24 protein-coding genes are annotated in these 26,456 nt (G+C 65.4%); 7 read left to right on the plus strand and 17 right to left on the minus strand.

Features of this window, described 5'->3' with window-relative positions; genetic code table 11:
- Positions 1 to 107: 107 nt before the first annotated feature.
- The 5 genes from OU999_14720 to OU999_14740 form a co-directional block, all read right to left on the minus strand.
- Entirely contained in the window at positions 108 to 662 is a 555-nt protein-coding gene (locus tag OU999_14720; protein ID WAC22980.1) for a VOC family protein, read from the minus strand.
- A 1-nt stretch (position 663) separates the two neighbouring features.
- The gene (locus OU999_14725) at positions 664 to 1,308 is read right to left on the minus strand and encodes a carboxymuconolactone decarboxylase family protein (protein WAC22981.1); all 645 of its coding nucleotides are present in this window, start codon (positions 1,306 to 1,308) and stop codon (positions 664 to 666) included.
- 41 nt (positions 1,309 to 1,349) lie between these two features.
- Positions 1,350 to 2,015, minus strand: coding sequence for a hypothetical protein (locus tag OU999_14730; protein WAC22982.1), 666 nt, complete (start codon positions 2,013 to 2,015; stop codon positions 1,350 to 1,352).
- Complete coding sequence (gene acnA, locus OU999_14735; protein ID WAC22983.1) at positions 2,012 to 4,684, minus strand: aconitate hydratase AcnA; 2,673 nt, start codon at positions 4,682 to 4,684, stop codon at positions 2,012 to 2,014. The genes OU999_14730 and acnA overlap by 4 nt, the downstream gene beginning before the upstream one ends.
- Positions 4,685 to 4,906: 222 nt before the next feature.
- A complete protein-coding gene (locus OU999_14740; protein WAC22984.1) occupies positions 4,907 to 5,278 on the minus strand; it encodes a helix-turn-helix domain-containing protein in 372 nt (123 codons plus the stop codon).
- Positions 5,279 to 5,379: 101 nt separating this feature from the next.
- Here OU999_14740 and OU999_14745 point away from each other — a divergent pair, with 101 nt between their 5' ends.
- Complete coding sequence (locus tag OU999_14745) at positions 5,380 to 6,228, plus strand: SDR family oxidoreductase (GenBank protein WAC22985.1); 849 nt, start codon at positions 5,380 to 5,382, stop codon at positions 6,226 to 6,228.
- 58 nt (positions 6,229 to 6,286) lie between these two features.
- Here OU999_14745 and tldD read toward each other — a convergent pair whose 3' ends face one another.
- The 3 genes from tldD to OU999_14760 all read right to left on the minus strand — a co-directional run bounded on the left by tldD (position 6,287) and on the right by OU999_14760 (position 10,878).
- A complete protein-coding gene (gene tldD / locus OU999_14750) occupies positions 6,287 to 7,711 on the minus strand; it encodes a metalloprotease TldD (protein ID WAC22986.1) in 1,425 nt (474 codons plus the stop codon).
- A gap of 189 nt (positions 7,712 to 7,900) precedes the next feature.
- Positions 7,901 to 9,226 carry a glutamate--tRNA ligase gene (gene gltX, locus OU999_14755; GenBank protein ID WAC22987.1) on the minus strand — a complete coding sequence of 442 codons (1,326 nt, stop codon included), beginning with the start codon at positions 9,224 to 9,226 and terminating at the stop codon, positions 7,901 to 7,903.
- Positions 9,223 to 10,878 carry an NAD+ synthase gene (locus OU999_14760; GenBank protein WAC22988.1) on the minus strand — a complete coding sequence of 552 codons (1,656 nt, stop codon included), beginning with the start codon at positions 10,876 to 10,878 and terminating at the stop codon, positions 9,223 to 9,225. Before OU999_14760 ends, gltX begins: the two co-directional genes overlap by 4 nt.
- Before the next feature lie 149 nt (positions 10,879 to 11,027).
- Here OU999_14760 and OU999_14765 point away from each other — a divergent pair, with 149 nt between their 5' ends.
- The 4 genes from OU999_14765 to hisN are packed head-to-tail and all read left to right on the plus strand — an operon-like array spanning position 11,028 to position 14,039.
- Positions 11,028 to 11,963, plus strand: coding sequence for a ribose-phosphate pyrophosphokinase (locus tag OU999_14765; GenBank protein WAC22989.1), 936 nt, complete (start codon positions 11,028 to 11,030; stop codon positions 11,961 to 11,963).
- A 4-nt stretch (positions 11,964 to 11,967) separates the two neighbouring features.
- Positions 11,968 to 12,408 carry a cupin domain-containing protein gene (locus tag OU999_14770; protein WAC22990.1) on the plus strand — a complete coding sequence of 147 codons (441 nt, stop codon included), beginning with the start codon at positions 11,968 to 11,970 and terminating at the stop codon, positions 12,406 to 12,408.
- Positions 12,405 to 13,205, plus strand: a complete 801-nt coding sequence (locus OU999_14775) for an arylamine N-acetyltransferase (protein WAC22991.1) — start codon at positions 12,405 to 12,407, stop codon at positions 13,203 to 13,205. Before OU999_14770 ends, OU999_14775 begins: the two co-directional genes overlap by 4 nt.
- A 48-nt stretch (positions 13,206 to 13,253) precedes the next feature.
- Complete coding sequence (gene hisN / locus OU999_14780; protein ID WAC22992.1) at positions 13,254 to 14,039, plus strand: histidinol-phosphatase; 786 nt, start codon at positions 13,254 to 13,256, stop codon at positions 14,037 to 14,039.
- Positions 14,040 to 14,119: 80 nt separating this feature from the next.
- Here the strand turns inward: hisN and OU999_14785 are convergent, their stop codons facing one another.
- From OU999_14785 to OU999_14795, 3 genes are all read right to left on the minus strand, one after another.
- Positions 14,120 to 15,130 (minus strand): hypothetical protein, encoded by a 1,011-nt coding sequence (locus OU999_14785; GenBank protein WAC22993.1) that lies wholly within the window; start codon positions 15,128 to 15,130, stop codon positions 14,120 to 14,122.
- A 40-nt stretch (positions 15,131 to 15,170) separates the two neighbouring features.
- Positions 15,171 to 17,372, minus strand: coding sequence for a TonB-dependent hemoglobin/transferrin/lactoferrin family receptor (locus tag OU999_14790; protein ID WAC22994.1), 2,202 nt, complete (start codon positions 17,370 to 17,372; stop codon positions 15,171 to 15,173).
- Between the two features lie 178 nt (positions 17,373 to 17,550).
- The gene (locus OU999_14795; protein ID WAC22995.1) at positions 17,551 to 17,997 is read right to left on the minus strand and encodes a cupin domain-containing protein; all 447 of its coding nucleotides are present in this window, start codon (positions 17,995 to 17,997) and stop codon (positions 17,551 to 17,553) included.
- A 41-nt stretch (positions 17,998 to 18,038) separates the two neighbouring features.
- Between OU999_14795 and dapE the strand changes: the two genes are divergently transcribed.
- Positions 18,039 to 19,193 (plus strand): succinyl-diaminopimelate desuccinylase, encoded by a 1,155-nt coding sequence (dapE, locus tag OU999_14800; protein ID WAC22996.1) that lies wholly within the window; start codon positions 18,039 to 18,041, stop codon positions 19,191 to 19,193.
- A gap of 115 nt (positions 19,194 to 19,308) precedes the next feature.
- Here dapE and OU999_14805 read toward each other — a convergent pair whose 3' ends face one another.
- The 4 genes from OU999_14805 to OU999_14820 all read right to left on the minus strand — a co-directional run bounded on the left by OU999_14805 (position 19,309) and on the right by OU999_14820 (position 22,718).
- Positions 19,309 to 19,869, minus strand: coding sequence for a hypothetical protein (locus tag OU999_14805; protein WAC22997.1), 561 nt, complete (start codon positions 19,867 to 19,869; stop codon positions 19,309 to 19,311).
- A 110-nt stretch (positions 19,870 to 19,979) separates the two neighbouring features.
- Positions 19,980 to 20,420 carry a TIGR01244 family sulfur transferase gene (locus OU999_14810; GenBank protein ID WAC25439.1) on the minus strand — a complete coding sequence of 147 codons (441 nt, stop codon included), beginning with the start codon at positions 20,418 to 20,420 and terminating at the stop codon, positions 19,980 to 19,982.
- 160 nt (positions 20,421 to 20,580) lie between these two features.
- Positions 20,581 to 20,949: a hypothetical protein gene (locus OU999_14815; protein ID WAC22998.1), complete on the minus strand. Its 369-nt coding sequence runs from the start codon at positions 20,947 to 20,949 to the stop codon at positions 20,581 to 20,583.
- Positions 20,946 to 22,718: an ABC transporter ATP-binding protein/permease gene (locus OU999_14820; protein WAC22999.1), complete on the minus strand. Its 1,773-nt coding sequence runs from the start codon at positions 22,716 to 22,718 to the stop codon at positions 20,946 to 20,948. Before OU999_14820 ends, OU999_14815 begins: the two co-directional genes overlap by 4 nt.
- Positions 22,719 to 23,021: 303 nt before the next feature.
- Between OU999_14820 and OU999_14825 the strand changes: the two genes are divergently transcribed.
- On the plus strand, positions 23,022 to 24,809 hold the full coding sequence (locus tag OU999_14825; GenBank protein WAC23000.1) for a hypothetical protein: 1,788 nt from the start codon (positions 23,022 to 23,024) through the stop codon (positions 24,807 to 24,809).
- A gap of 330 nt (positions 24,810 to 25,139) precedes the next feature.
- Here the strand turns inward: OU999_14825 and OU999_14830 are convergent, their stop codons facing one another.
- Both OU999_14830 and OU999_14835 read right to left on the minus strand, forming a co-directional pair.
- Positions 25,140 to 25,346: a hypothetical protein gene (locus OU999_14830; protein WAC23001.1), complete on the minus strand. Its 207-nt coding sequence runs from the start codon at positions 25,344 to 25,346 to the stop codon at positions 25,140 to 25,142.
- A gap of 176 nt (positions 25,347 to 25,522) precedes the next feature.
- The gene (locus OU999_14835) at positions 25,523 to 26,452 is read right to left on the minus strand and encodes an FAD-dependent oxidoreductase (GenBank protein WAC23002.1); all 930 of its coding nucleotides are present in this window, start codon (positions 26,450 to 26,452) and stop codon (positions 25,523 to 25,525) included.
- Between the last annotated feature and the right edge of the window lie 4 nt (positions 26,453 to 26,456).

A 26,456-nucleotide genomic window follows, 5' to 3' on the forward strand; every position in this document is an offset into this window, starting at 1 on the left:
CCTGAAAAACGGTTATGAATGATTCGCTGCGGAAACCGGCCGGGCCGTCCCCGCGAAAGCTGGGCGCATAAGGGCGGCAGGGTGCAAAGTCAAGCGCGCGGGCGCGTTCAGTCCTGCGGAATCGCAGGCTCCTGCCGGTCTGCTGCCAGCCATTGCCGCATCGCGGCCGGCGGCGGCGAGGGAATCATCGTCCGTTCGCCCAGCGCCGCGAGCGCGCGCGTCCTGTCAGCCTCGGAAAACGTGCCGGTGGTCAGGCAGAATTCGACCATATTGCCATTGGGGTCGCGGGTGTAGATCGACCGGCACCAATTGTGGTCGATCTCCAGCACGTCAAGCCCAGCTGCATTCCACTGGTCGCGGCGCGCGTCGAGTTGCTCGGCGCTGTGCACCGCAAAGGCAAAGTGGTTGGTGCCCGGCGGCATGTGCGCGGCCTTGTTGAGGTTGAACTCATGGGCGTCTGCCCCCGGCACCTCGTTCAGCTCCCAGAACGCAATGAAGCTGCTGTCATCGCCATCCATCCGATAGAAGAAATGCTTGCCCCAGCCGCCGCCCATCATCGGCGCGATCTCCACCTTGACCAGCTCGAACCCGGTGATGCGTTCATAGAAATCGTGGATCGCGGCGATGTCGCGCGCCGCCATGGCGAGGTGGTGATAGCTCATGTCAGTCCCGTTTCCGCCGGTCGACCATGCCCATGACATCGGCGGTCGCGCCTTCGGGCGCGGCAACCTCGGTCACCGGATCGTCGATATCGTCATATTCCAGTCGCAGCGCGCGGCTCATGACGCCGTGCATCATATAGGTCGCAGTGACATAGGTGAGCTCGAGGATCTCCTCGTCGGAGAGCTCCGCCTTCAGCGCGGTGAACACGCCATCGGGGACCCGCCCGTGCTGCAGCACCAGCGCATCGGTAAAGCTGAGCACTGCGCGCTGGATCGGCGTGAAGCAATCGGCGACCTGCCAGTGCGCGATCGCCTGGACCTGCTCTTCGGAAAGGCCTGCAAAGCGCGCGGCCTTCATGTGCTGCGAATAAACGAAGCGCGACCCCACCGCATAGCCCGCCCGGGTCTGGCCGAGTTCGCGCAACACAGGGTCGAGCTTGCGCTTGTCCGAGCGGTAGAAGCCGAAGCCTTCGGTGGTGTGGCGAAACGCGTCGGGGACCAGCGCGAACACCGTCCACCAGTTTCCTGGCGTACCGGTCGCGGTGCCCGGCTGTTCGACCGGATCGCGATCCCCGAACAGCGCGGTATAGAGCTTGCGGACATATTCGTCCGCCTCGTCGCGCGGAACCTGGCGCAGGCGCGGCATCTAATGGCTCCTCTGCACAGGCGCAGGGGGAGCCGCGCCGGTCACTGGGCCGCCTCGCAGGCTTCCAGCACCTTCATCGGATTGCCCAGCGGGCTGATATCGCGCAGCGAGCGCGCGAAGACCTGTTGCATGGCATTGGCATCGGCAATGCCCGCTGCCTTGGCGCGCTCTTCGGTCAGGCGCGCGGCCAGCGTGTCGGCAAGGGCTGCCACGCGCTTGCCAAAGGCGCTTTCGCCCGAATCTTCCAGCTCGCTCTCGGCCATGCCGGCCAGATAGCTGGTCAGCGCAAAGCACTGCATTTCACGGGTGAAGGGATCGGACGGCAGCGTGACCACCCGCTTCGAGCTGATCAGCGGATAGCGGCTGGCGCATTGCGGCACCAGGGCCGGGGCATCGGCGGCCAGCGTGTCGATGTTCGGCGGGGGAAGGCCGGCCGCCTCTTCGAGCCGATCGACAAAGGTTTCGGGCGAGCCTTCCGTCTGCTTGCGAACAAGGTCGAACAGGAACCAGCTTGCCTCGGCTGCCGCCTCGATCTTGCCGCCACCGGTAACGACGGCAGCATAGAAGCAGGTCAGGCCCGCCTCCTGCGGATCATTGGACAGGGAGACGGCGCGGGCCGGGGCTTGCGCCGCCACCATGGGGGCCGCGCCAAGGGCCAGGGCCGCGCTGGTCAGCGCGACAATGGCCCGTGACACGATCGGCTTCATGCAGCCAGCTTCCTCAGCACGTAATGCAGGATGCCGCCGTTCATGAAATACTCGATCTCGTTGGCGGTATCGATGCGGCACAAAGCCTCGAAGCTGAAGGTCGAACCATCGGCGCGCGTCACTTCCACCGTCACCTGCTGGCGCGGCTTCAGATCGGCAATGCCCCGAATCGTGAACGTGTCGTCACCGGTCAGGCCCAGGCTGTCGCGCGTGTCGCCATTCTGGAACTGCAGCGGCAGCACGCCCATGCCGACCAGGTTGGAACGGTGGATACGCTCGAAGCTTTCGACGATCACCGCCTTGACGCCGAGCAGGTTGGTACCCTTGGCCGCCCAGTCGCGCGACGATCCGGTGCCATATTCCTTGCCCGCAATCACGACCAGCGGCGTGCCATCGGCCTTGTGACGCATCGCGGCGTCATAGATCGGCATCACTTCCTGGCCATAGCGGCTCATGCCGCCTTCGATGCCGGGGACCATCTCGTTCTTGATGCGGATATTGGCGAAGGTGCCGCGCATCATCACGTCATGATGGCCACGGCGCGCGCCATAGCTGTTGAAGTCGGCCTTGGCGACCTGATGCTCCATCAGCCACTTGCCCGCCGGGCTGTCCGCCTTGATCGAACCTGCGGGCGAGATGTGGTCGGTGGTGATCGAATCGCCCAGGATCGCGAGCGGCTTGGCCTCGATGATGTCGCCCACGGGGGCGGGCGTCATGCTCATGCCTTCGAAATAGGGCGGGTTGGCGACATAGGTCGATCCGGCGCGCCAGCTATAGGTTTCCGATCCTTCCACATTGATCGCCTGCCAATGCTCGTCCCCGAGATAGACATTGGCGTAACGCGCCTGGAACATTGCGCGGTCCATGCACGACGCCATGGTGTCGGCGACTTCCAGGTTGGTCGGCCAGATGTCCTTGAGGAACACGTCCTGGCCGCTCTTGCCGGTGCCGATCGGGGTGGTGGTGAAGTCTTCGATCACCGTGCCCTTGAGCGCATAGGCGACGACCAGCGGCGGCGAAGCCAGGAAGTTGGCGCGCACGTCGGGCGACACGCGGCCTTCGAAATTGCGGTTGCCCGAGATGACGGCAGCGGCGACCAGGCCGTTCTCGTTGATCGCCTTGCTGATCGGCTCGGCCAGCGGGCCCGAGTTGCCGATACAGGTGGTGCAGCCATAGCCGACCAGGTTGAAGCCGACCGCATCAAGATGCGTCTGCAGCCCTGCCTTTTCGAAATAATCGGTGACCACCTGCGATCCGGGGGCCAGCGAGGTCTTGACCCAGGGCTTGGGGCGAAGGCCCAGCTCGTGCGCCTTCTTGGCGACAAGGCCGGCTGCGACCATCACGCCAGGGTTCGAGGTGTTGGTGCAGCTGGTGATCGCGGCGATCATCACGTCGCCATCGCCGATATCGAAGTCCTTGCCTTCGACGGCAACGCGCTGGTTGGCCTTCTTGTAGGTTTCGGCCATGTCCTTGGCGAAGACATCGTCGACTTCGGTCAGGTCGACACGGTCCTGCGGGCGCTTGGGGCCGGCGAGCGAGGGGACGACGGTCGACATGTCGAGTTCGAGCGTGCTGGTGAACACCGGGTCCACGGCATCGGGTTCGATCCAGAAGCCCTGCGCCTTGGCATAGGCTTCGACCAGAGCAAGCGCGTCTTCATCGCGGCCGGTCAGGCGCATGTAATCGATGGTCTTGTCATCGATGCCGAAGAAGCCGCAGGTCGCGCCATATTCGGGCGCCATGTTGGCGAGCGTCGCGCGGTCGGCGAGGCTCAGCGAGGCGAGACCCGGGCCGTAATATTCGACGAAACGGCCGACCACGCCATGCTTGCGCAGCATGTTCGTGCAGGTGAGCACCAGGTCGGTGGCGGTCACGCCTTCGCGCAGCTGACCGGTGAGCTTGAAGCCGACGACTTCGGGGATCAGCATCGAGACCGGCTGGCCGAGCATCGCGGCTTCCGCCTCGATGCCGCCGACGCCCCAGCCGAGCACGCCCAGGCCGTTGATCATCGTGGTGTGGCTGTCGGTGCCGACGCAGGTATCGGGATAGGCCACGGTTGCACCCGAAGCATCGGTGCTGGTCCACACCGCCTGCGCGATGTTCTCAAGATTCACCTGGTGGCAGATGCCGGTGCCCGGAGGGACAGCCTTGAAGTTGTCGAGGCTCTTGGAACCCCATTTCAGGAAGTCGTAACGCTCGCCATTGCGGTAATATTCGATTTCCACGTTCTGCTCGAACGCCTTGGGATGACCGAATTCGTCCACCATCACCGAGTGGTCGATGACGAGGTGCACGGGGACGAGCGGGTTGATCTTGCTGGTGTCACCGCCGAGCTTGGCGATCGCATCGCGCATCGCGGCAAGGTCGACCACGCAAGGCACGCCGGTGAAATCCTGCAGCAGAACGCGCGCGGGGCGATACTGGATTTCCGCATCGGACGAGGGGTTCTTCTGCCAGTCGACAATCGCCTGCGCATCGGCCACCGAGACGGTGAAGCCGCCGTCCTCGAAGCGCAGCATGTTCTCGAGCAGCACCTTCATGCTGAACGGCAGCCGCGAGATATCGCCGAGCTTCTCCGCCGCCTTGGCCAGCGAATAATAAGCGATGGACTTGCCGCCCACCTCCATCGTCGCCCGGGTGCCGAGCGTGTCCTGTCCAACAGCGGTCATGTGGAGTCCCTTCCAGTTCTGTGTGTCCCAGGGCACCGAAGCGATGCCCAGCCTTTTTCGGTTCGTCACCGACGGGCCGGATGGGGACGCGCGCGACCATTTTTTTGCGCGGAACCGGCGGGCCGATGCATCAACCGATAAGTCGGCCAAGCCCTTAGCGCAAGGTTATGCGGGGGGGAAGGGGGGACAAGCCTTCGGTGCGGCCGATCCAGCCGGGCCATCTCATGTGTTGCCCGCCGCCGCGTCCCGGGCTGCGTAGTTGCGCATGATCGCCGCCAGATTGCCTTCGATGCACTGCGCCAGCGCCAGCACCTTTTGCGCCACCTCTCGGCCCATCGGGGTCAGATCATAATCGACATGCGGGGGGACCACCTGGTGCGCGGTGCGCTGGACGAAGCCGTCCTCCTCCAGCAGCCGCAGCGACTGGGTGAGCATCCGTTCGGACACCCCGCCGATGCGGCGGCGCAGGGCGCTGAACCGCATGGTGCCATCGAGCAGTGCGATCAGCACCAGCGATCCCCAGCGGCTGGTGCAATGGCCCAGTACCTGCCGCGATCCGCATTTCTCGTTCAGCACATCGGGTATGAATTCCACAAGGCTCACCTTTTTCCATACTTACAAAAATGTTGGTACTTACGTTTTGTGCGTATGCTTCTATCTGCTGGCGGTCAATATCTCAAAAGGAAGCATTGCCCATGACCATCGCGATTACCGGAGCCAGCGGACAGCTTGGCCGCGCCGCCATCGATTTCCTCAAGGCCCGTGTCGATCCCGCGCAGATCGTTGCGCTCGCCCGCGATCCCGCCAAGGTCGCCAATCTCGGTGTCGAGGCCCGCGCCTTCGATTACACGCGCCAGCCCGATGCCCTGGCCCCTGCGCTGGCCGGGGTTGAGACATTGGTGCTGATCTCGTCGAGCGATTTCAACGACCGCGTCGGCCAGCACCGCAACGTGATTGAGGCTGCCAAGGCCGCAGGCGTGGGCCGCATCATCTACACCTCGATCCTCAAGGCGGACGTATCGCCCATGCTGATCGCCGAGGATCACCGCGCGACTGAAGATATCATCGCCGAATCGGGCCTGTCGGCGACGATCCTGCGCAACGGCTGGTATACGGAAAACTGGACCGGTACCTTGGACGCCGCGCTGCAGGCTGGCGCGCTGATCGGGTCGGCAGGCGCTGCCCGGTTTACGCCCGCTACCCGCAGCGATTATGCCGAAGCCATCGCGGCCGTTGCTGCCAGCGCCGACCATGCAGGCCAGACCTATGAGCTTGGCGGCGATGAAGCCTTCACGCTGACGGACCTGGCCGCAGAAGTCGCGCGTCAGTCGGGCAAGCCGCTGCCCTATAATGACCTGCCGCCCGAAGTCTATCAGGGCATCCTTGAAAGCTTCGGTCTGCCGACCGGGTTTGCTGCGATGCTCGTCGATGTGGACGTCAAGGCGCCTGAAGGCTGGCTGGAGGATGGCAGTGGCACTCTGTCACGCCTGCTGGGGCGTCCGACAACGCGCATGGCGCAAGCGGTCAGTGCTGCCTTGGGCTGAGCAGGTTACGCATCGTTTGCAGGCAGCCGCTAGGGAGTTGCCTGTAAACGGTGCGGGATCAGCCCGTTCCCCCCACCGTCAGCCCGCCGACGAGCAGCGTCGGTTGTCCCACGCCTGCGGGCACGCCCTGGCCTGCCTTGCCGCACATGCCGACGCCTTCGTCGAGCGCGAAATCGTTGCCGATGCCGGTGACCTTGGTCAGCACGGTGGGGCCGTCGCCGATCAGCGTCGCGCCCTTGATCGGGGCGCCCAGCCTGCCGTTCTCGACCCGGTACGCTTCGGTGCAGGTGAAGACGAACTTGCCCGAGACGATATCGACCTGGCCGCCGCCGAAGCTCTTGGCATAGATGCCGTTCTTGACGCGGGAGAGCAGTTCCGCCGGATCGTCGTTGCCGGCGCGCATGAAGGTGTTGGTCATGCGCGGCATCGGCGCGTGGGCATAGGATTGGCGGCGGCCGTTGCCGGTGGGGGCGACGCCCATCAGCCGGGCGTTCAGCCGGTCCTGCATATAGCCGCGCAATATACCGTTTTCGATCAGCACGTTTTCTTGGGTCGGGGTGCCTTCATCGTCGATGCTGAGCGAGCCGCGCCGGTCCTGGATCGAACCATCGTCGACCACGGTCACGCCATCGGCGGCGACGCGCTGGCCGATGCGGCCCGAAAAGGCGCTGGTGCCCTTGCGGTTGAAATCGCCCTCCAGCCCGTGCCCGATCGCCTCGTGCAGGATGATGCCGGGCCAGCCGGGGCCGAGCAGCACGGTCATCTCGCCCGCAGGCGCAGCGATGCTCTCCAGATTGGTCAAGGCCTGGGCCAGCGCCTCGTCGATCGCGCGGTTCCAGGTCGCCTCATCGAACAGGCTGTCATAGAGATAGCGCCCGCCCATGCCGAAGCTGCCGACCTCGCGTCGATCGCCGTTCTGCGCGACAATCGACACGTTGAGCCGGACCAGCGGACGCACATCGGTGGCGACGAAGCCATCGGCGCGCACCACCTCGATTACCGACCAGCTGCCGACCAGGCTCGCGGTCACCTGCGCGACGCGCGGATCGCGCGCGCGCGCGGCGGCGTCGATCTTTTCCAGCAAAGCGATCTTCGCCTCGAACGGAATGCTCTCGAGCGGATTTCCGTCGGTATAGAGGTGGCGGTTGTTCTGGCGCGGCGGCGGTGCGGTCGCGCCCTTGGCCGGGTCGAGCAGCTTCAGCGTCTCGGCGGCGCGGCGGATACCGCTGGCGCTGACATCATTGGCATGGGCAAAGCCGGTCATCTCGCCCGAAACGCCGCGCAGGCCGAAGCCCGAATCGGTCGAGTAATCCGCCGTTTTCAGGCGGCCATCATCGAACACGAAGCTCTCGCTGGCGGCATATTGCAGGTACAGTTCGCCGTCATCGCAAGCCTTGAGCGCATCGCGGGTGATGGCCTGCGCGGCATCGGGATCGAGCGCATCGGGGCGGTACAGGAACGAGCGAGGGTCTGGCTGGGTCATGCCTGTCATATGCGCGCTCAAATACGCTATGGGAAGGGCCTGTCCCACCTCCGCTCGGCTCGCGTTGTTGAACGCTACGCGCTCCCATTTCCCGTGACTCAACCGTTCTCCGGCGAAAGCCGGAGCCCAGGGCGATGTTGTGCGACCTGACTCCTGGGCTCCGGCTTTCGCCGGAGAACAGGTTAGCGACTAACGGTCCAGCCGCGTCAGGGCACGGTCGCGGCCGATCAGGGGCAGCAGCTCGCCCATGTCGGGCCCATGGTCCATGCCGGTGAGCGCGCGGCGGAGCGGCAGGAACAGCGCCTTGCCCTTGCGACCGGTGCTGGCCTTGAGCGCTTCGGTCCAGTCCTTCCAGACGCTGGGGCCGAAATCGATGCCCTCCAGCGCGGTGCGTGCCTCTGCGAGATACGCTGCATCCTCCGGCTCGGGCGCAGGCGCTGCAATCGGCCCAGCGATGATCCGCCAGTAATCGCCGACCTCGCCGAGATGCGCGATATTGGGGCGGATGGCGTGCCACGCGGCCTCGTTGACCTCCGGCGGCAGCTGATCGGCGACCAGCGCGTGGTCGGCGGTGTGGACCAGCTGGCGGTTGATCCGCTCCAGATCCTCCTCGGCAAAGCGGGCGGGCGCGCGGCCGAACCGGGCGAAATCGAAGGTTTCGAGCAAGGCGGCACGGTCGTGCAGCGGCTCGACCGGATCGGACGTGCCCAGCCGCGCCAGCAACGCGACGATCGCCTGGGGCAGGATATGCTTCTCGCGCAGTTCGTTCACCCCCAGCGAGCCCAGTCGCTTCGACAGCTTGCCTTCCGCGCCGGTCAGCAGCGCCTCATGCGCGAAGGCGGGCGGGGTGCTGCCCAGCGCGGTGAACATCTGCAGCTGCACGGCGGTGTTCGAGACATGATCCTCGCCGCGCACGACATGGGTGATGGCCATGTCGATATCGTCGATGGCGGACGGGAGCATGTACAGCCAGCTGCCATCGGCGCGGCGGATGACCGGATCGGACAGGCTGGCGGCGTCGAATTTCTGCTGGCCCCGGATCAGGTCGTTCCAGGCGATGGGCTCGGCGTGATCGAGCTTGAAGCGCCAGTGCGGGCGAAGGCCCTGCGCTTCCAGATCGGCGCGCTCGGCATCGGTCAGGTTCAGCGCGGCGCGGTCATAGACCGGCGGCAGCCCGCGCCCCAGCGCGATCTTGCGCTTGAGATCGAGCTCCTGGGCGGTCTCGTAACAGGCATAGACCCGGCCCGCCGCGCGAAGCTTGTCGAACGCCGCCTCGTAAAGCGCGCCACGCTCGGACTGGCGATATTCGGCATCGGGGGTGAGCCCCAGCCAGGCGAGGTCGGCGCGGATGCCCTCGACATAGTCCTCGCGGCTGCGCTCGGCATCGGTATCATCGATGCGCAGGATGAAGCGGCCGCCCGTTTTCTTCGCCCACATCCAGTTGTGCAGCGCGGTGCGGATATTGCCGATATGCAGATGCCCGGTGGGGGACGGGGCGAAACGGGTGGTGGTCATGCGGTGCGGAACCGGTTGGTGATCGGGTACCGCCGGTCGCGGCCGAAATTGCGGATGCCCAGCTTTACCCCCGGCGGGGCCTGGCGGCGCTTGTATTCGGCCAGGTACAGCAGCCGCTCGATCCGCGTGACGGTCGCCGCATCGAAGCCGCGCGCGACGATCTCGGCAACGCTCAGCTCCTCCTCGACCAGGCCATGCAATATGGGGTCGAGAATTTCGTAGGGCGGCAGGCTGTCGTCATCGCGCTGGTCGGGGCGCAGTTCCGCGCTGGGTGGCTTGGTGATGACGCTTTCGGGCATCACCGGGCCATCGGGGCCAAGGCCCAGTGGCGGCTTGTGGGCGTTGCGCCAGCGTGAAAGCTCGAACACCGTCAGCTTGTACGCATCCTTCAGCACATTATAGCCGCCCGCCATATCGCCATAGATCGTGGCATAGCCGACGCTCATCTCGCTCTTGTTGCCGGTGGTGAGCAGCATCGGGCCGAACTTGTTGCTCAGCCCCATCAGCGTCACCGCGCGGATGCGCGACTGGATATTCTCCTCGGCAAGATCGGGCGCACGTCCTTCAAAGCTGGGGGCCAGCATCGCATCGAACGCCTCGACGGCAGGCGCGATCGGAATGCTGTCGAGCCGGCAGCCCAGCATCCGGGCACATTCTGCAGCATCGTCGAGGCTGGACTGGCTGGTATAGCGGCTGGGCAGCATCACGCACCACACCCGCTCCGGCCCCAGTGCATCGACCGCGGCCGCAGCCGACAGCGCGCTGTCGATCCCGCCCGACAGGCCCAGCACCACGCCGGGAAAGCCGTTGCTGTTCACATAGTCGCGCAGCCCCACGATCATGGCGTGATAGACGTCCTGCGGGAACGGATCGAGCGCATGGATCTCGCCCGGCGCGCAATGCCATCCGGCCTCGCTCTTCGTCCATTCGGTGCGCACCGTCGCGGCTTCCCAGTCGGGCAGCTGATGGCTCAGCGATCCATCGGCGTTGACCACGAACGACGCGCCATCGAACACCAGCTCGTCCTGCCCGCCGATGCGGTTGAGGAACACCAGCGGCAGGCCGGTCTCTGCGACACGCGCGCGCGCCACATTGTGCAGGCGGCGGTCGTCCTTCTCGATCTCGTACGGGCTGCCATGCGGTGCGATCAGCAGCTCGGCGCCCATCGCTTTCAGATGCCCGCACACGGTCGGGTACCAGATGTCCTCGCACAGCGGCAGGCCCAGCATCACGCCCCGGAACGGCACCGGCGATTGCAGCGGCGCAGAGGCGAACAGCCGCTTTTCGTCGAACGTGCCGTAATTGGGCAGCTCGTGCTTGAGCCGCACCGCGGCGATCCTGCCGCCGTCGAGCAGGGCGACGCCATTATAGAGCCCGCCCTCACGCTGGAACACGCTGCCCACCAGCATCGCCGGGCCACCATCGGCGGTGGCGGCGGCGAGCCGTTCGAGCTGCTCTGTGGCGCGGGCGATCAGCGCGGGCTTCAGCACCAGGTCTTCGGGCGGATAGCCGATCAGCTGCAGCTCGGGAAAGACGATGAGGTCGCAATCTGCAGCCTCTGCGCGTGCCTCGAGCATCGCGTCGGCATTGCGGCCAAGATCGCCAATGGTCTGCCCGCACTGGACAAGCGTGATGATAAGCCGGTCGGTCATCGCTGCGGGATAGGGGCTGGCCGGTTGGGCAGCAACAGCTTTTGACGCCGCAAATGACGCCCGCCCGAATTTCATCAAAGTTTCATCTTCCGGTTTGCAGGTCATCTGGCTAAGGCAGGCGCGATCGATCAGGGCAACGGGGAAGCCACATGAAAATCCTGTCTGGCAACAGCAACCTGCCGCTGGCGCGCTCCATTGCCGCCTATCTGGAAATGCCGCTGACCGATGCCAGCGTCCGCCGCTTTGCCGACGAGGAAATCTTCGTCGAGATCCACGAGAATGTGCGCGGCGAAGATGTGTTCGTGATCCAGTCGACCGGCTATCCGGCGAACGACAATCTGATGGAGCTGCTGATCTGCATCGATGCGCTGAAGCGCGCATCGGCACGGCGCATCACCGCGGTCATCCCCTATTTCGGCTATGCCCGGCAGGACCGCAAACCCGGGCCGCGCACGCCGATTTCGGCCAAGCTGGTCGCCAATCTGATCACCGTTGCCGGCGCTGACCGCGTGTTGTCGGTCGATTTGCACGCCGGGCAGATCCAGGGCTTTTTCGATATCCCGACCGATAACCTCTATGCCGCGCCGGTCATGGCGGCGGACATCCAGGCGCGTTTTGGCGAACACAAGCTGATGGTCGTATCGCCCGACGTCGGCGGCGTGGTGCGCGCGCGCGCGCTCGCCAAACGGCTCGACAACGCGCCGCTGGCCATTGTCGACAAGCGCCGCGAACGCCCCGGCGAATCGGAAGTGATGAACATCATCGGCAATGTCGAAGGGCGCTTCTGCATCCTGATCGACGATATCGTCGATTCAGGCGGCACGCTGTGCAACGCCGCGCAGGCACTCAAGGATGCAGGCGCGGTCGATGTGGTCAGCTATGTCACGCACGGCGTGCTGTCGGGCGGTGCAGTGGCGCGGGTGAACAACAGTTCGCTGAAGGAACTGGTCATCACCGATTCAATCCAGGCCACCGAAGCCGTGGCGCAGTCGAGCCATATCCGCAGCCTGCCGATGGCAGCGCTGATCGGCGAGGCAATCCGCCGCATCGCCGATGAAAGCTCGGTCTCCAGCCTGTTCGACTGAGCCCATGATGGCTCGCCTGCCCGTGCTGCCGCTGCATATGGTGCTGGCGGCGGCGCTTGGCGGTTGCGTATCCTCCGCCCCGGCCGGACCTGCCGTCTATCAGCCGAGGCCCGGTATTACCGAGCTTCTGTCCGGGCCGATCGAGGCTGCGCCGGGCCATCATCTTGTGACCGGCGATCTGAACATTCCCGGCAATGCGCCGATCCCCCGCCATTACCATCATGGCGAGGAATTCCTCACCATCCTGGGCGGCAGCACCGTGATCGCGCGCGAAGGCATGGGCGAAGAGGTTCTGCGCCCCGGCCAGGCGATCCGCATCGCACCGGGCACGGTGCATTGGGGCAAGGCTGGGCCCGAAGGTCTGCGCGCGGTCTCCAGCTGGGTGGTGCCCGATGGCAAGCCGCTGCGCGTCGCCGTGCCGGAAACAGAAGGCGGCGCGCGTTGACCGTTTTTCTGGATCGCTATCTCGCGCGATTGGGCCTGTCGCAGCGGCCCTCGGTCGATCTGGCCGGGCTGGATGCGCTGCTCTGGGCGCAGCGGCTGGCAATTCCCTATGATGCGCTAGACGCCCGGCTGGGCCGCGGGGTCGATATCGATCCCGATGCGGTGGCCGACAAGCTGCTCTCCGGAACGCGCGGTGGCTATTGCTTCGAACTCAACCCGCTGTTTGCGCGCGGGCTGGCAGAGCTTGGCTTTCGCGTCGATCCGCTGCTGGCGCGCGTCTGGTTTCGCCAGCAGCCGGACGACCCGGTGCCGCCGCGCACGCATATCGTGCTGGCGGTGTGGCTGGATGGTGAGCGCTGGCTCGCCGATGCGGGCTTTGGCGGCGGGCATGTCCCCGCCATGCGGATCGCCGATGGCGCCGAGGCAGCGGGCAATGACGGCGCGGTCCACCGGCTGCGCCGGGACGACGCGTTCGGCTGGATGCTCGAACGGCATTTCGGCGGCGACATCCGGCCGCAGTACAGCTTCACCGATGAACTCGCCCAGCCGTCGGATATCGCCATGTCCAACCACTGGACCGCGACCTCGCCCGAATCGCGCTTCATCCGCAATGTTCTGGTCAGCCAGGTCACCCGCGACGGGCTCAAGTCCCTCACCAACGATCAGTTCAGCGTCCAGCAGGGGGGAGATACGCAGCGGATGCATGTTACCGGCAGTGGTCCTCTGCGCACGCTGCTGGCCGAACAGTTCGGTGTTCTGCTGTCCGACGACGAGGTGGTGGCGCTCGGCCTGTTCTGACGCCATCGCCTCTGGCCAAGCGTGCCGACAGTCCCTAGCTACTCAGCCATGATACACAGCAAGGATATCGAGCTCGCCCAGCGGCTCGCCGAAGCCGCGGGCGAAGCGATCCGCCCCTTTTACCGCGCCGATTTCACCACCGACCGCAAGGCCGATGCCTCGCCGGTGACCGAGGCCGACCGCGCCGCCGAAGCCGCGATGCGCGCGATCCTGGATGCCGAAGCCCCGCGCGATGGCGTGATCGGCGAGGAATATGGCGAGAAGCCCGGGACGACGGGACGGGTCTGGGTGCTCGATCCGATCGACGGTACCACCAGCTTCATCGCCGGGCGGCCGATCTTCGGCACGCTGATTGCGCTGATCGCCGAGGAATGGCCGGTGCTGGGCGTGATCGACCAGCCGATCGGGCGCGAGCGCTGGGTCGGCGCGACCGGGCGCGGCACCACCTTCAACGGCAAGCCGGTCAAGGCGCGGCTCTGTCCCGATATCGGCGATGCGGTGCTCGCGACCACCAGCCCGCATCTGTTCAGCGACCATGACGCGATGCATTTCATGGCGCTCGCCAAGCAATGCGATACCCGGCGCCTGATCTGGGGCGGGGATTGCTACAATTACGCGCTGGTCGCGCAGGGGGCGGTCGATCTGGTGTGCGAAAGCGGGCTGAAACTGCACGATTTTGCAGCGCTTGTCCCCGTGGTCGAAGGTGCCGGGGGGCATATGTGCGACTGGAATGGCGATCCGCTGCACAAGAACAGCGATGGCCGCGTCGTCGCGATGGGCGATCCGGCGCGGCTGGAGGATGTGCTGGAAGCGCTGGCGCAGCACGATCACTGAGAAACATCCCCCGCCCCGCCGTGTCCAGTCGGCAGGGCAGGGGAATATCGGCGCTCCAACAGGGGGTGGAGCGCCGACCCTTACTGACCGGTGCTTGCGACCCGCTTCGCACCTGTCATCCGGGTATTGTCGTCGATCAGCTTGATCGCCTCGGCCGTGGCCTTGGCCTCGGTCAGCTTGCCCTCGGCAATCTCGTCGGCAATCGTCAGCAACCGGCCGCTGATGATCGTTCCGGCCTGGGCCTCTTCCTGTATGGCAATGCCGCCCTTGGTCGCGGCGACCTTGTCCCATTCGGCGCGAACGGCCGCCCAATAGCCCTTGGTCGCCGCCCAGTAATCGTCCGCCGCCTTGACGTTATAGCCGTCGAACCGGCTATAGGTGTTCAGCACATATTCCTGCACGATCGGCTGCAGCGTGCCATCCTTCAGGCCCATCTTGATATTGTCCTGCCAGTGGACCCAGCCATCGGGCGAGGTCTGGTGGCGGTTGATCGCGTAATAGCGGTCATAGACGGGATTGCGCACCGCATCGCGCCGGGCGAGCGGACGCCAGGTCCAGTTTGACCGCCAGCGGCGCAGGCCGCCCTGCTGCTCGAACTGGCCCCAGCCGGCATAGCGCGGGCTGTCATCGACCTGCCAGACGGTCTGCGACCAGCGGCCGCGGCGCATCTTTTCGGGCACGTCCTCCCAGGTCCAGGCGTTGCGGTCCGAATAGACCAGCACCTTGGCGGGTTCATATTCCCAGTCCTGGCGCCAGTGCTTGGTGATGTGCGGCTTGCCGTCGATTTCGCTGACCAGGATATGCTGCAGCACGATGCGGCGGCCGCTATCCTCGATCACGCGGACGACCTCGTGCCCGCCCGAGATCTTGCGATCGAGCGGGGCATAGCCACTCGCCCACGGCGTGGCCTCCTGCATGTCGAAGCGCACCTTGAAATTGCCGGCCATCGCCAGGATGTCGGCGCGGTCGGCCTCGAAGGCGGCGGCCTCTTCCTGTGCCGGGCGTTCGGCAATCGGCGGATGGGCCAAAGTGGCGGTAGAGACCAGCGCGAACAGGCTGGCGGCGGCAAGCGAGACGATTTTCACGTTCATGATCAAGACCCCTGCAATGTAATGCTAACGTTGTTGCGAATCAAAAGCGATAAGTCAATGAGACACTGCCGTTGCGGCCCGGCTGGGTAAAGGCATCGGCGATGGTGGTGTTGCTGGCCAGGCCGCGCACATCGGACCACCAGGCGTATTTGGCGTTGGTGAGGTTGAACAGGCCTGCGCGCAGCGTCACCGGGCCCAGCGTCACGAACGCGGTGGCATCGAGGATGGTGAACGCCTCGGGCCGGAAACACGATGGCGTGCACACGCCGGCGCTGCGGTCTTCGGACTTGCGCGCGCTGTGCGTGGCGATCAGCTGTCCGCCAAACCGGCCCTTCGGATCGCGCCAGCCGATCCCGGCGACCAGCTTCAACGGATCGACGGTGGCCAGCGGCGCGCGCGTGCCTGCCTGCGGATCGATGACATCGCCCTTGGCATAGGACAGCGCGACCTGGCCGTTCAGGCCGTTGCTGTCGCGCAGCTCCAGCCGCGCCTCGGCGCCTTCCACTTTCACCCGGTCAAGATTGATGAACTGGAAGACCGCCGGGTTGTTCGGGGTGAAGCCGCCGCCGACCACTTCCTGGCTGATGAAATCCTTGTAGCGCGCGCTGAACGCGGTGGCGCTGAGGCTCACGGCCTCGCTGGTGAAGCGGATGCCCCCCTCGATGCTCTCGCTGCGCTCAGGCCCCAGATCGGCATTGGGCCGCGAGGTATAGCCCTGTGCCAGATTCTCGAAGAACTGGTTGACCTGGCTGGGCTCGGGCGCGCGGAAGCCTTGCGCGTAATTGGCGAACAGCCGCACCTCGTCGCCCAATTTCAGCACCGCGCCCATTTTGGGGCTCAACCGGTTGCCGGACTGGCCGGTGGTGACGAACGTGGCGGGCAGCAGCGGATCATTCTGCGACGAGAGCTTGTAATAATCGAAGCGCAGGGCGGGGAACAGGGTGAGCGGGCCGACGCTGATCTCGTCGCCCAGGAACAGCCCGGCCAGCGTATAGTCGGTCACCGGAAAGGCGGAGGACGGGAAGCGCTCTCCTGCGGGCGGCACCGTGCCGTCGCGCACGCCATCCTGGCGGGTGAAGCTCGCATCGCCGCCGAACACCAGCTTGTGCGTCAGAGGCCCGGTCGTGAACGCGGCGCGCGCTTCGGCCGAGGCGCCATAGACGCGGTTGTCGAAGGTGTTGAGCCGGGTGCGGTCGGCCAGCGGCGTGCGGTCTTCCTGCGTGAACTGGCGATCCTTGGCCGATTGCCAGTACAGGCTCGCCCGCGCCATCTCGATCGTGCCGGTGCCTTCCCAGATCCAGTCGCCCGCGACGCGCCAGCGCTTGCCGGTATCGCGCGCGACCAGATTGTCGACGCTTGCCGAACGACCCGACAGCAGATCGGTGACCATGCGGTTGTCGAGATATTCTCCGGTCAGCCGGAACTTGTGGCCGCCCGCCGGGTCCCAGACCAGCCGCGCGGTCGCGGCATTGCTCTGGCCGTCCTGCGGATTGGGCGTGGTGCGATTGGCCCCCAGCACATCGTTGGTGCCCCGGTTTTCCAGCTCCTCGAAATCGCGGCGGGTATAGGCGATCATGGCCGACAGCTCGCCGCTGCGACCGGCCAGGATCGCGGTTTCGGCAAATTCGCTATCGGCGCTGGCATATTGGCCGCGCACCAGCCCGGCGATCTGCTGGCCCTTCAATATGTCCTCGGGGTCGCTCAGCGTGAAGCTGACCGCGCCCGCCAGGCCGTCGCTGCCATAGAGCGCCGAGGCGGGGCCGCGCAGGATCTCGACCGATTTGACCAGCCCGATATCGACCGAATCGCCCCGGCCCACGCTCTGCGCGCCGAAGCTGAAGCCCATCGGCACGCGCACGCCATCGACCTGGATCAGCACGCGGTTGCCGCCGATGCCGCGGATGGTGAAATCCTCATTGCCCGCGCGGCCGGTGCTGCCCAGCGCCGCGCCGAAACGCGCAGGCTGGCGGCGGACGCTCACCCCGGGCTCGAAGCGCACCAGATCCTTGATATCGGTCGCCAGCTCGTCGGCAATTTCCTCGTCGGTCTTGGCCGAGATCGTCGCGGGTGCCTCGTCGATGGTGATCGGGGTGCGCGTCGCCGAAACGACGATGGTGCGGCCATCTGCGGCCTCGGCCTCGTCGAGCGTTTCGGTGTCGGCGCGCGGTGTTTCGGCAGCAAGGGCCGTCATCTGTGCGGCCGCCAGGCCGATCAGCGCGACGGAGTTCAACCAGCGGTTCATGGATAATCCCCCAAATGATAATGCAAGCGATTCGCATTAGCCTATTAGGGAAATAAATGCACAGGTCAACCGGGCATGAACATGCTTCCTGCATCCCGTGCGGGAGCAGGGAGAATAGCCTCTACTCGATCAGATATTGGGTAAAGCCGCCGTCAGCGGTCCGCGCCGACGGTCCGGATCAGAACGGTGATCCGTCCTTGCGGCGTTTGTCGCCGGCGCCGTTTTCATGCATGTCGACATCGGGATAATGGCATGGCCCGTTGACGCTTTGCCCGATGACCAGGAACACGCAGTCCGCATCGCTTTCGTTGATCAGGCAATGCCCATTGGCCTCGCCCTTGGGAAAGGCGGCCACATCGCCGGGATGCAGCGGTGTGCGGCCATGGTCGTCAACCAGCACCGCGCTGCCGGACAGGATGACGAGCAACTCGTCTTCCTGCTCGTGCCAGTGACGCTGGGCGGACCACGCGCCGGGCTTCAGCACGACATGGCTCGCGCCGAAATCGGTCAGCCCCAGCGCAGGCGACAGGCGGCGATACCAGCGGCCCTGCACGACATCGGCCAGATGGGCCGGATATCCGGTGGCATTGGTTGGCGCGATGGCTTGCAGGTCGACTTTGGGCATATCGCAATGCTAATGCGGCGGCGATCAACGAGAAAGCCCCCATGACCGACATTGCCACGATTTCCGCCGACCCGCTCGACTTCGCCAGCCGCCTGATCGCCTGCGAAAGCGTGACCCCGGCCACCGGCGCAGTGTTCGATTGCCTCGAAGCGATGCTGGAACCGCTGGGCTTTGCGGTGACGCGCTTCGTCTGCGGTGAGGCACCCGATGGACCTGTGGAAAATCTGTTCGCGATCCGGCGGCCGCTGGGTGATGCGGGGCGGCATTTCGCCTTTGCCGGGCATCTCGACGTGGTGCCGCCGGGCCAGGGCTGGGCGAGCGCTCCGTTCGAACCGCAGGTGCGCGGAGACCTGCTCCACGGGCGCGGCGCGGTGGACATGAAGGGATCGATCGCGAGCTTTGTCGCCGCCGCCGCCGATATCCCGCGCGAGGCGGGTACGATCAGCCTGATCATCACCGGCGACGAGGAAGGCCCGGCGGTTTACGGCACCCGCGCGCTGATCGACCGGATGCAGCGCGAAGGCACGATCCCCGACCTGTGCCTGGTGGGGGAGCCGACATCGGTCAGCCGGCTGGGCGATATGGTCAAGATCGGGCGACGCGGTTCGGTCAACATGTGGATCCGCGTGGCCGGCACGCAGGGCCATGTCGCCTATCCGCACCTTGCCGACAATCCGATCCCGAAGCTGGTGGCGATCCTGTCGGCGATCGATGCGATCCGTCTGGACGAGGGCACCGACTGGTTCCAGCCGAGCAATATCGAGGTCACTGACCTTGCGGTCGGCAACCCGGCGCACAATGTCATTCCGGCGGCGGCCGAGGCGCGGATCAGCATCCGTTTCAACGATCTGCACAGCGGCGAATCGCTGACCCAGCGGATCCGCAGCGTTGCCGAGCCCCTGGGCGGAACGGTCGAGGCGAAGATTTCCGGCGAGGCATTCCTGACCCCGCCAGGCGAGCTTTCGACGATCATCGCCGATGCGATCCGGGCGGAAACCGGGATCGAAACCGAATTGTCGACCACCGGTGGCACGTCGGACGCGCGCTTCCTCTCGCGCATCTGCCCGGTGGTGGAATTCGGGCTGTGCAACGCGACGATGCACAAGCTGGACGAGGCGGTGGCGGTTGCCGATCTGGACGCGCTCGCGCGGATCTACCGCCGCGTGGTGCTGGGGGCTTTGGTGGGGACGAGCTGATCTTCGTCATTCCCGCGAACGCGGGAATCCCGCTTTTCCGTGGACTTTGCGCAGAAGCGGGACCCCCGCGTTCGTGGGGGGTGACGGTATAGAATTGCATTAGAAAGCCGTTACCTCAATGCGCTGAGTCGCCGCTCACCCATTCGACCCATTCGGGGAAGAACACCGGTGCGCGCAGCGACCAGCCGGGGGCCGTCGCGGCCGCTTCGCTGATCGACTGGAGCAGCATCTTGCGCCGTTCGGGCTGGATCTGCGGCAGCGCGGCAGCGGCGCAATAAGCGGACGGCAGCCAGGGGCGCACATCCGCGCCGAGCAGGCGCTCGTAGAGGAAGCGGAAGGCGGAGAAGCTCTCGATCCGGCCCTGCGCCAGATCGAACGCTGCCAGCCGCACCAGCAGCGCCATGAAATGCTCGAACCCGTCCTCATGCGGCGCATCGGGCACATTGCCGCGCAGCAGCTTGAGGTCCTGATAGACCAGATAGTGCATGCGGATCGAGGCGGTTTCCTCGGCGTTGCGCGCCCAGCGCTTGAACGCGTCCTCGCGCGCCAGCCCGATATCGAGCGCGCGCTTGATATAGCGCTGCGCGCCGGGCGAGAAGCTCGCAAATTCACGCAGTTCGGCAAGCGTCAGTGCCGCTGCGGAATTGCCGGATGCCGCGCCGGGATGGCTGGCCATGCCCCATTCTCCTTGCATCTCCACCTGCGGATTCGCCGCGGTGGAATGCGCAAGGATGGTCACAAGAGGGTTATGATCCGGTTAACCATAAGCCGAGGATTTCGGAATGGTTACTCCACCTGGCCCGACAACGCGTCGAGCATCGGGCGGATCGGGCTCAGGTCATAGCCCGCCTGCGCGGCGATGCGGCTGAGCTCGGCGGGGTTGCCGCCCTGCTTGGCTTGCGCGAGCGACCAGAGCAGGGTCGAGCGGGTGCCCGAGCGGCAATAGGCCAGCACCTTGCCGCCACCGGCCTCGGCCTTGTCCAATGCTGCGATCATCGCATCGACCTGGGGCGCGGAAAAACCGGCATGGGTGACGGGAATCGCGACATAGTCGATGCCAGCGGCCTTGGCTGCCGCCTCGATCTCGGCACCCTGCGGTGCGCTCGGGTCTTCACCATCGGGGCGGTTGTTGATGATCATCGTCACCCCTTGCGCCTTGGCCGCCGCAACCTGATCGAGCGTGATCTGCGGGGCAACCTGAACGTCCTGGGTAAGCGGAGTGAACATCGGCATATCTTTCATGGCTGTAGGGGCTGCGGTCATCGAGGCGAGGATCGGCGGCATCTGCACCGGGGATCGATCGGACTGGTTGCGGTCCTTGCATCCCGCCAGCGTCAGCAGCGCCAGGCCCAGAATCGCGGTATTGCGGAAAGTTGTGCGGCGCATGTCACTCACGAAATGGCTCCCATGCTGTTTCGACCAGCGCGCGCGAAGGCGCATCGGTCGTCGGATCGGCCAGGATTGCGGCATAGCGCTCCTTCAACCCGGCGCAGCTTTCGTCCATCATCGCGTTGAGGAACTCGGCCCGCTCCGCATCATAGGGCTCTTCGCCGGCAAAATGAAGACAGGCCTGCGCGGCATGGACGAACAATCGCACGCGATAGGTCGCGCCAGGATGCTGCGGCTCCCGATACATGTCGTTCCAAGGACCCGATCGGGTCGGCTGCTCGACCTCGACCTTGACCTCGACTGGCTCGGCCTGAGGTGTCGCCACCAGCATCGCCGCAGCGCCGATCCATTCCAGCCACAGGGTCATGCCGGCACCCCTTCCTTGGCGCGCTCCTGCGCCTGACGTTCCCACATCGCAGCGTACAGGCCGCCCAGTTTCAGCAGCTCGCGGTGCGACCCCTGCTCGGCCACCTGGCCCTTGTCGAGCACGATGATGGTATCGGCATGGGTGACGGTCGACAGCCGGTGCGCGATGATCAGCGTGGTGCGCCCTTCGGCGAGCGAGCGCAGCGTGTCGAGTATCTCTGCCTCGGTGGCGCTGTCGAGCGCCGATGTCGCCTCGTCGAAAATGGTGAGCGGCGGGTTCTTCAGCAGCGTGCGCGCAATCGCGACGCGCTGCTTCTCTCCGCCCGAGAGCTTGAGGCCACGTTCGCCGACCTCGGTCTCATAGCTGCGCGGCAGCGATTCGATGAACGTGCCGATCGCCGCGCCATGCGCCGCCCGGACGATCTCCTCCTGGCTCGCACCCTCGCGGCCATAACCGATATTATAGCCGATGGTGTCGTTGAACAGCACCGTGTCCTGCGGCACGATGCCCAGGCTGGCGCGCAGCGAGGCCTGCGTCACCCGGGCGATATCCTGTCCGCCGATCAGCACCTGCCCGCCTTGCGGATCGTAGAAGCGGAACAACAGCCGCGCGATCGTCGATTTGCCCGCGCCCGACGGGCCGACCAGCGCCAGTGTCTGGCCCGGCTCGACCCTGAAGCTCAGCTTGTGCAGGATCTGCCGGTCGGGATCATAGCCGAAATCGACATTGCGGAACTCGACCGACGGCTGACGAATGTCGAGCTCCGGGGCGCCGGGGATGTCGACGATCTCTGCCGGGGTATCGATCAGGTCGAACATCGCGGCCATGTCGACCAGCCCCTGGCGGATGGTGCGATAGACCATGCCGAGCAGGTCGAGCGGGCGGAACAGCTGCATCAGCAGCGTGTTGACCAGCACCAGATCGCCGACGGTGAACTGGCCCCGGCTCCACCCCCAGATGGTATAGGCCATCGCGCCTGCCATCATCAGATTGGTGATCAGCGACTGGCCGACATTGAGCAGCGCCAGCGAGTTTTCGGACTTCACCGCCGCATTGGCATAGGTGCGCGCGGCATCGCCATAGCGCTTGGCCTCGCGCGCTTCGGCGGTGAAATATTTGACCGTCTCGTAATTCAGCAACGAATCGACCGCGCGGGCGAGCTGCTTGCCGTCGAGTGTGTTCATCGTCTCGCGCAGATGGTTGCGCCAGTCGGTCACCGCTCGGGTAAAGGCGATGTAGATCGCCACCATCGCCACCGTCGCCACCACCAGCCCGAAGCCGAAATTGATCCAGAAGATCACCAGCACCGCCACCAGCTCCAGCACCGTGGGCGCGATGTTGAACAGCAGGAAATAGAGCATCACGTCGATGCTCTTGGTACCGCGCTCGATCACCTTGGTGACCTCGCCGGTGCGGCGCGCCAGGTGGAAGCGCAGCGACAGCCGGTGCAGCTGGACGAAGACATTTTCCGCCAGCGTCCGCGTTGCTTCCTGGCCGACGCGTTCGAACACCACGTTGCGCAGATTGTCGAACAGCACCGATCCCAGCCGGGCTGCGCCATAGGCCAGCACCGCGATGATCGCGGCCATTGCCATGGTCGTGCCATCGATCGTCATCCGATCGACCGCCGCCTTGTACGCGAAAGGCATGAACAGCACCGCTGCCTTGCCCAGCAGCACCATCACCATCGCCCCGCAGATGCGCAGCTTCAGATCGGGCCGTTCGGCGGGCCACAGATAGGGCAGGAATCGGCCCAGCGTCTCGCGCATGGCGGGCGTGCGCCCATTGGCGGCGGAAGACGGAGGGTAAGGGGAGTGCATGGCCCTGCATCGATAGGAGTGTTCCGTCCCGGTTCCAAGCCCCTCGAAACAAAAAGCCTGTCCGGACTGATCGGCCAATGTTACCCGTAAAATTGAGTATTTACAGTGCTCCTGGCATTTTCATGTCACGTCTGATTGCAAAGTTACATTTCACTCTATATCCTTGGTGAGGCAAATGCGGACAGGATAACAGTTCCGGGCGCTTCATCCGTACTATCGACGAACAGCCAACCCCGAAGGGATTTTACCCAGGTGAGTGCGCAACCCGATAGAGGCGCATTGCAGGCAGAACTCGCGCTGGTGATGCAATCGCCGGAGTTCATCCGCTCACCCGTTTTGCGCAGGTTGCTCGAATATCTGGTCGAACAGACGCTGGCCGGGAATGGCGAGCGGCTCAAGGCCTATCAGATCGCGGTGGACGGGCTGGGCCGCGACGACAGCTTCGACCCGCAAAGCGACAGCTATCCCCGCGTTCAGGTCGGGCGGCTGCGCAAGATGCTCGAACTGCATTATGCAGGGCTGTCCGCGCAGGACGCAGCGGGCCGGCACCGGATCGTGATCCCAGTCGGGCGATATAATGTCGAGCTGGTCAGCATGGCCGGGCCCGAAGCGGCAGCGCCGCCCGCCGATACAGCCGCCAGCCCGGCTGCCGGCTCCGCAGCCTCTGCCAGTGGTGGCGCGGCCCCTTCCTTGGCGCGCGACGAGCCCCTGGCCGCTCATCATGCCGGTGCAGCGCCGCCCTCGGGCATCGATCGCGGCTGGATCCTGTGGGTGGTGCGCATCCTCATTCTGCTGGCCGCGCTCTATATCGTCTGGCTGCTCGCCAAGCCCGAATCCGCCGATGAACAGGCCGCCCGGCGCGACATGCGCGCCGAGCTTTCGCATGTCAGCATTGTGACCGAACCGGCTGAGGGCAGCGACGACCTTGATACCGCCGCGCAGATTGCCGAAATGCATCTGCAGCGCTTCGAGATGCTGGCTGTCAGCACCGGGCCGCACAAGGATGTCAGCAAGACCGATATTCCGCGCGAGTATCTGCTGGTCGTGCGCGGTGGCCGCCGTCGCGGTGGCGGGCCTGGCGCGCCGATCTTCCTCACGCTGCGCCACCAGGCCAGCGGCACGACCTTGTGGTCCTATGAGGTTACCCGCAACGGCAGCAGCGTTGCGGCACCCGATATCGAGCAATCCATCGGCACCGGTCTGTCGGCGGTGGCGCGCATGGGCGGCGTGATCGCCCAGCATCAGCGCAAGCTGATCGGCACTGATCTGACGCCCGGCTATCCCTGCCTGATCGCCTATGACAGCTTCCGCCAGAGCCGCGACGCCGCGCAACGCCCGGCGCTGAAGAAATGCCTCGAAGCCTCGCTCGAGCGCTATCCCGATGAACCGCTGCTGCTGCAGGCGCTGTCGTTCCTGGAACTGACCCAGCCGCGCAAGGGCAGCCAGGTTCCCCTCCGGGCCACGCCGCGCGGACGCGAGCTGGCCGAGTCGGCGTTGCGATCGGACGGCAAATCGGCGCTGGCGCAGATCGCCGTGTCGCGTTCGGCGCTGTCGCGGGGCAATTGCCCGCGCGCGATCGCCTTTGCCCGGCGCGCGGTGGAGAGCAACCCGCTCGAACCCGATACGCTGGGCCTGGCGGGCAGCATCCTGATGTCGTGCGGCGATTATACCGGGGCAGAACCGGTGCTCGAACGTGCCAGTGCGATGAACGAGCAACCCGGCGGTTATCAGGTCGCATCGCTCGTCATCACCCGGGTTATCAACGGCAAGCGCGCCGAAGCGCTGCAACTGGCGCTGAGTGCCGACACGCCGGAACTGGAGGCGCAGCCCAATTTCCTGCTCGCCAAGGCGCTGGCGCTGGCCAGCAATGGCAAGCTGGCAGAGGGGCAGGAAAGCTGGCGCGCGCTGCAAAAGGCGGTGGGTGTTCCTGCCAGCACCCCTGCCGCCGACGTGCTGGCGCGCTTCACCATCTCGCCCTTTTTCAGCCGCCGCATGCTGGCCGAGGCTGAAGCGACAGGACTGGTCGCTCAGGCGGGCTGACCGCCTGTCCTATCCCACAGACGTTCGATCCTGATGAATGGGAAATTTTCCCAATTGTCAGCATTCGTTCATCTGCGGCGTAGGGCTGAAATCAACTATCTCTCTGTAAAGCAGCGATAATCTCAAACTGGCACGGCCTGTGCAGTGTATCTGGCATCTCCGGACAAACGGTCCGGACCCAAGACAAACACTCGAAAGGACAATGCCATGACCCTCTTCTCGAACGTCCAGAGCCAGATCGTTGCTGCCGCTCTCGCCATCCTGACCTCCAGCGTCTTCCTGGCTGCCAGCGTCGGCCCCGGCACGATCGTCTGATCATCCTCCCACCATTCAACCCATATTCGAAAGGACCACCATCATGAACATTCTCGCAACCGCTCTCGCCACCGTCTGCTCGGTCATCCTGATCGCCACCAGCGTCGGCCCCGGCATGATCGTCTGATCACCACCCCCTGACCTCAGCCCATTTCGAACAAGGATCAAGACCATGAACTTCGCAGCTTCCGCCCTCGCCGCCATCTCGTCGGCCATCTTCATTGCTGCCAGCGTTCTGCCCGGCGTCATCGTCTGATCACGTTTCCCGCAACCCATCGAACTCAAGGACCGAAACAATGTCTCTCCAGCTTCCCAGCCAGATCGGTGCCGCAGCGCTTGCGATGCTGACCTCGGCGCTGTTCCTCGCCGCGAGCATCGCCCCCGGCGCGATCATCTGATTATCGCAGCATCGCCGCTGCGAGCGCCCGGCCCGAGGCCCAGGCGCTCTCGATCCGGGGACCGATGAGCCAGTCGCCGCTCACCCCCAGCCTCGATCCTTCATCCCACAGCATCGTCCGCCCCGCCGCGCCCGACAGCGCGTAACGCCAGCGATGCGCCTGGACGACGAGCGTCTCGGGCAGGGCCGATCCGGTCGCGTGGGCCAGTTCGGCCAGCAGCGCCGCGATCACCGCATCGGCTTCCTCTTCCAGATGCGTGGCCGACCATTGCGGCGAGCCTTGCACCACCCAGCATTCCGGGCCGCTCCGCCCTGGCTTGGCGCTGTTGCGCGCCGCCCAGCCGATTGCGCCAGCCTGGCGCAGGCAGTCGTCCGCGAAATCCACCCGTTCGGCAAAGGCCGCCATCACCGTCCAGCATGGCTGCGACACGGTTGCCTCGGCCAGCGCCGCCCAGTCGGGCGCATGGGGTCCCAGCAACGGCGCGACCTGTTCGGCCGGAACCGCGACGATCACCGCGTCGCAATCCTGCTCACCTTCGGCATGGCCGAGCCGCCAGGTCTCGCCGATGCGCTCGATCCGTTCGATCCGGCAGTTCCAGCGGACATCATGATCTGCCGCCTCTGCCTTGATGATCGCGTTCATCCCCGGCGCGCCGACCCAGGCGTTCTCGCCCGCCGCTTCCCACCGGGCTGCGACGCCTGCCGCTTCCCAGCGGGCCACGGCATCGGCAAAGCCCGGATCGCGCACGGTGAAATATTGGGCCCCATGGTCGAAAAACGCCATGCCCTGCGGCGTTTCGACCCGGCGCGTCGACATGCGCCCGCCCGGACCGCGCGCCTTGTCGAACAGGCAGACGCTGTGCCCCGCATCGGCCAGCACGCGCGCTGCGGTCAGCCCGGCCAGGCCCGCTCCGATGATCCCGATCTTCATGATG

This window comes from Blastomonas sp. SL216, assembly GCA_026625625.1.
Lineage (GTDB): Bacteria > Pseudomonadota > Alphaproteobacteria > Sphingomonadales > Sphingomonadaceae > Blastomonas.

Bases quoted from the DNA above. Each gene is read 5' to 3' on its own strand.
- OU999_14730 (WAC22982.1), bottom strand. From the start codon at position 2,015: ATGAAGCCGATCGTGTCACGGGCCATTGTCGCGCTGACCAGCGCGGCC.
- tldD (WAC22986.1), bottom strand. From the start codon at position 7,711: ATGACCCAGCCAGACCCTCGCTCGTTCCTGTACCGCCCCGATGCGCTC.
- OU999_14785 (WAC22993.1), bottom strand. From the start codon at position 15,130: ATGAACGTGAAAATCGTCTCGCTTGCCGCCGCCAGCCTGTTCGCGCTG.
- gltX (WAC22987.1), bottom strand. From the start codon at position 9,226: ATGACCACCACCCGTTTCGCCCCGTCCCCCACCGGGCATCTGCATATC.
- acnA (WAC22983.1), bottom strand. From the start codon at position 4,684: ATGACCGCTGTTGGACAGGACACGCTCGGCACCCGGGCGACGATGGAG.
- OU999_14720 (WAC22980.1), bottom strand. From the start codon at position 662: ATGAGCTATCACCACCTCGCCATGGCGGCGCGCGACATCGCCGCGATC.
- OU999_14760 (WAC22988.1), bottom strand. From the start codon at position 10,878: ATGACCGACCGGCTTATCATCACGCTTGTCCAGTGCGGGCAGACCATT.
- OU999_14805 (WAC22997.1), bottom strand. From the start codon at position 19,869: ATGGCCAGCCATCCCGGCGCGGCATCCGGCAATTCCGCAGCGGCACTG.
- OU999_14765 (WAC22989.1), top strand. From the start codon at position 11,028: ATGAAAATCCTGTCTGGCAACAGCAACCTGCCGCTGGCGCGCTCCATT.
- OU999_14835 (WAC23002.1), bottom strand. From the start codon at position 26,452: ATGAAGATCGGGATCATCGGAGCGGGCCTGGCCGGGCTGACCGCAGCG.
- OU999_14810 (WAC25439.1), bottom strand. From the start codon at position 20,420: ATGTTCACTCCGCTTACCCAGGACGTTCAGGTTGCCCCGCAGATCACG.
- OU999_14790 (WAC22994.1), bottom strand. From the start codon at position 17,372: ATGAACCGCTGGTTGAACTCCGTCGCGCTGATCGGCCTGGCGGCCGCA.
- OU999_14770 (WAC22990.1), top strand. From the start codon at position 11,968: ATGATGGCTCGCCTGCCCGTGCTGCCGCTGCATATGGTGCTGGCGGCG.
- OU999_14820 (WAC22999.1), bottom strand. From the start codon at position 22,718: ATGCGCGAGACGCTGGGCCGATTCCTGCCCTATCTGTGGCCCGCCGAA.
- hisN (WAC22992.1), top strand. From the start codon at position 13,254: ATGATACACAGCAAGGATATCGAGCTCGCCCAGCGGCTCGCCGAAGCC.
- OU999_14725 (WAC22981.1), bottom strand. From the start codon at position 1,308: ATGCCGCGCCTGCGCCAGGTTCCGCGCGACGAGGCGGACGAATATGTC.
- OU999_14815 (WAC22998.1), bottom strand. From the start codon at position 20,949: ATGACCCTGTGGCTGGAATGGATCGGCGCTGCGGCGATGCTGGTGGCG.
- OU999_14830 (WAC23001.1), bottom strand. From the start codon at position 25,346: ATGAAGATGGCCGACGAGATGGCGGCGAGGGCGGAAGCTGCGAAGTTC.
- dapE (WAC22996.1), top strand. From the start codon at position 18,039: ATGACCGACATTGCCACGATTTCCGCCGACCCGCTCGACTTCGCCAGC.
- OU999_14795 (WAC22995.1), bottom strand. From the start codon at position 17,997: ATGCCCAAAGTCGACCTGCAAGCCATCGCGCCAACCAATGCCACCGGA.
- OU999_14745 (WAC22985.1), top strand. From the start codon at position 5,380: ATGACCATCGCGATTACCGGAGCCAGCGGACAGCTTGGCCGCGCCGCC.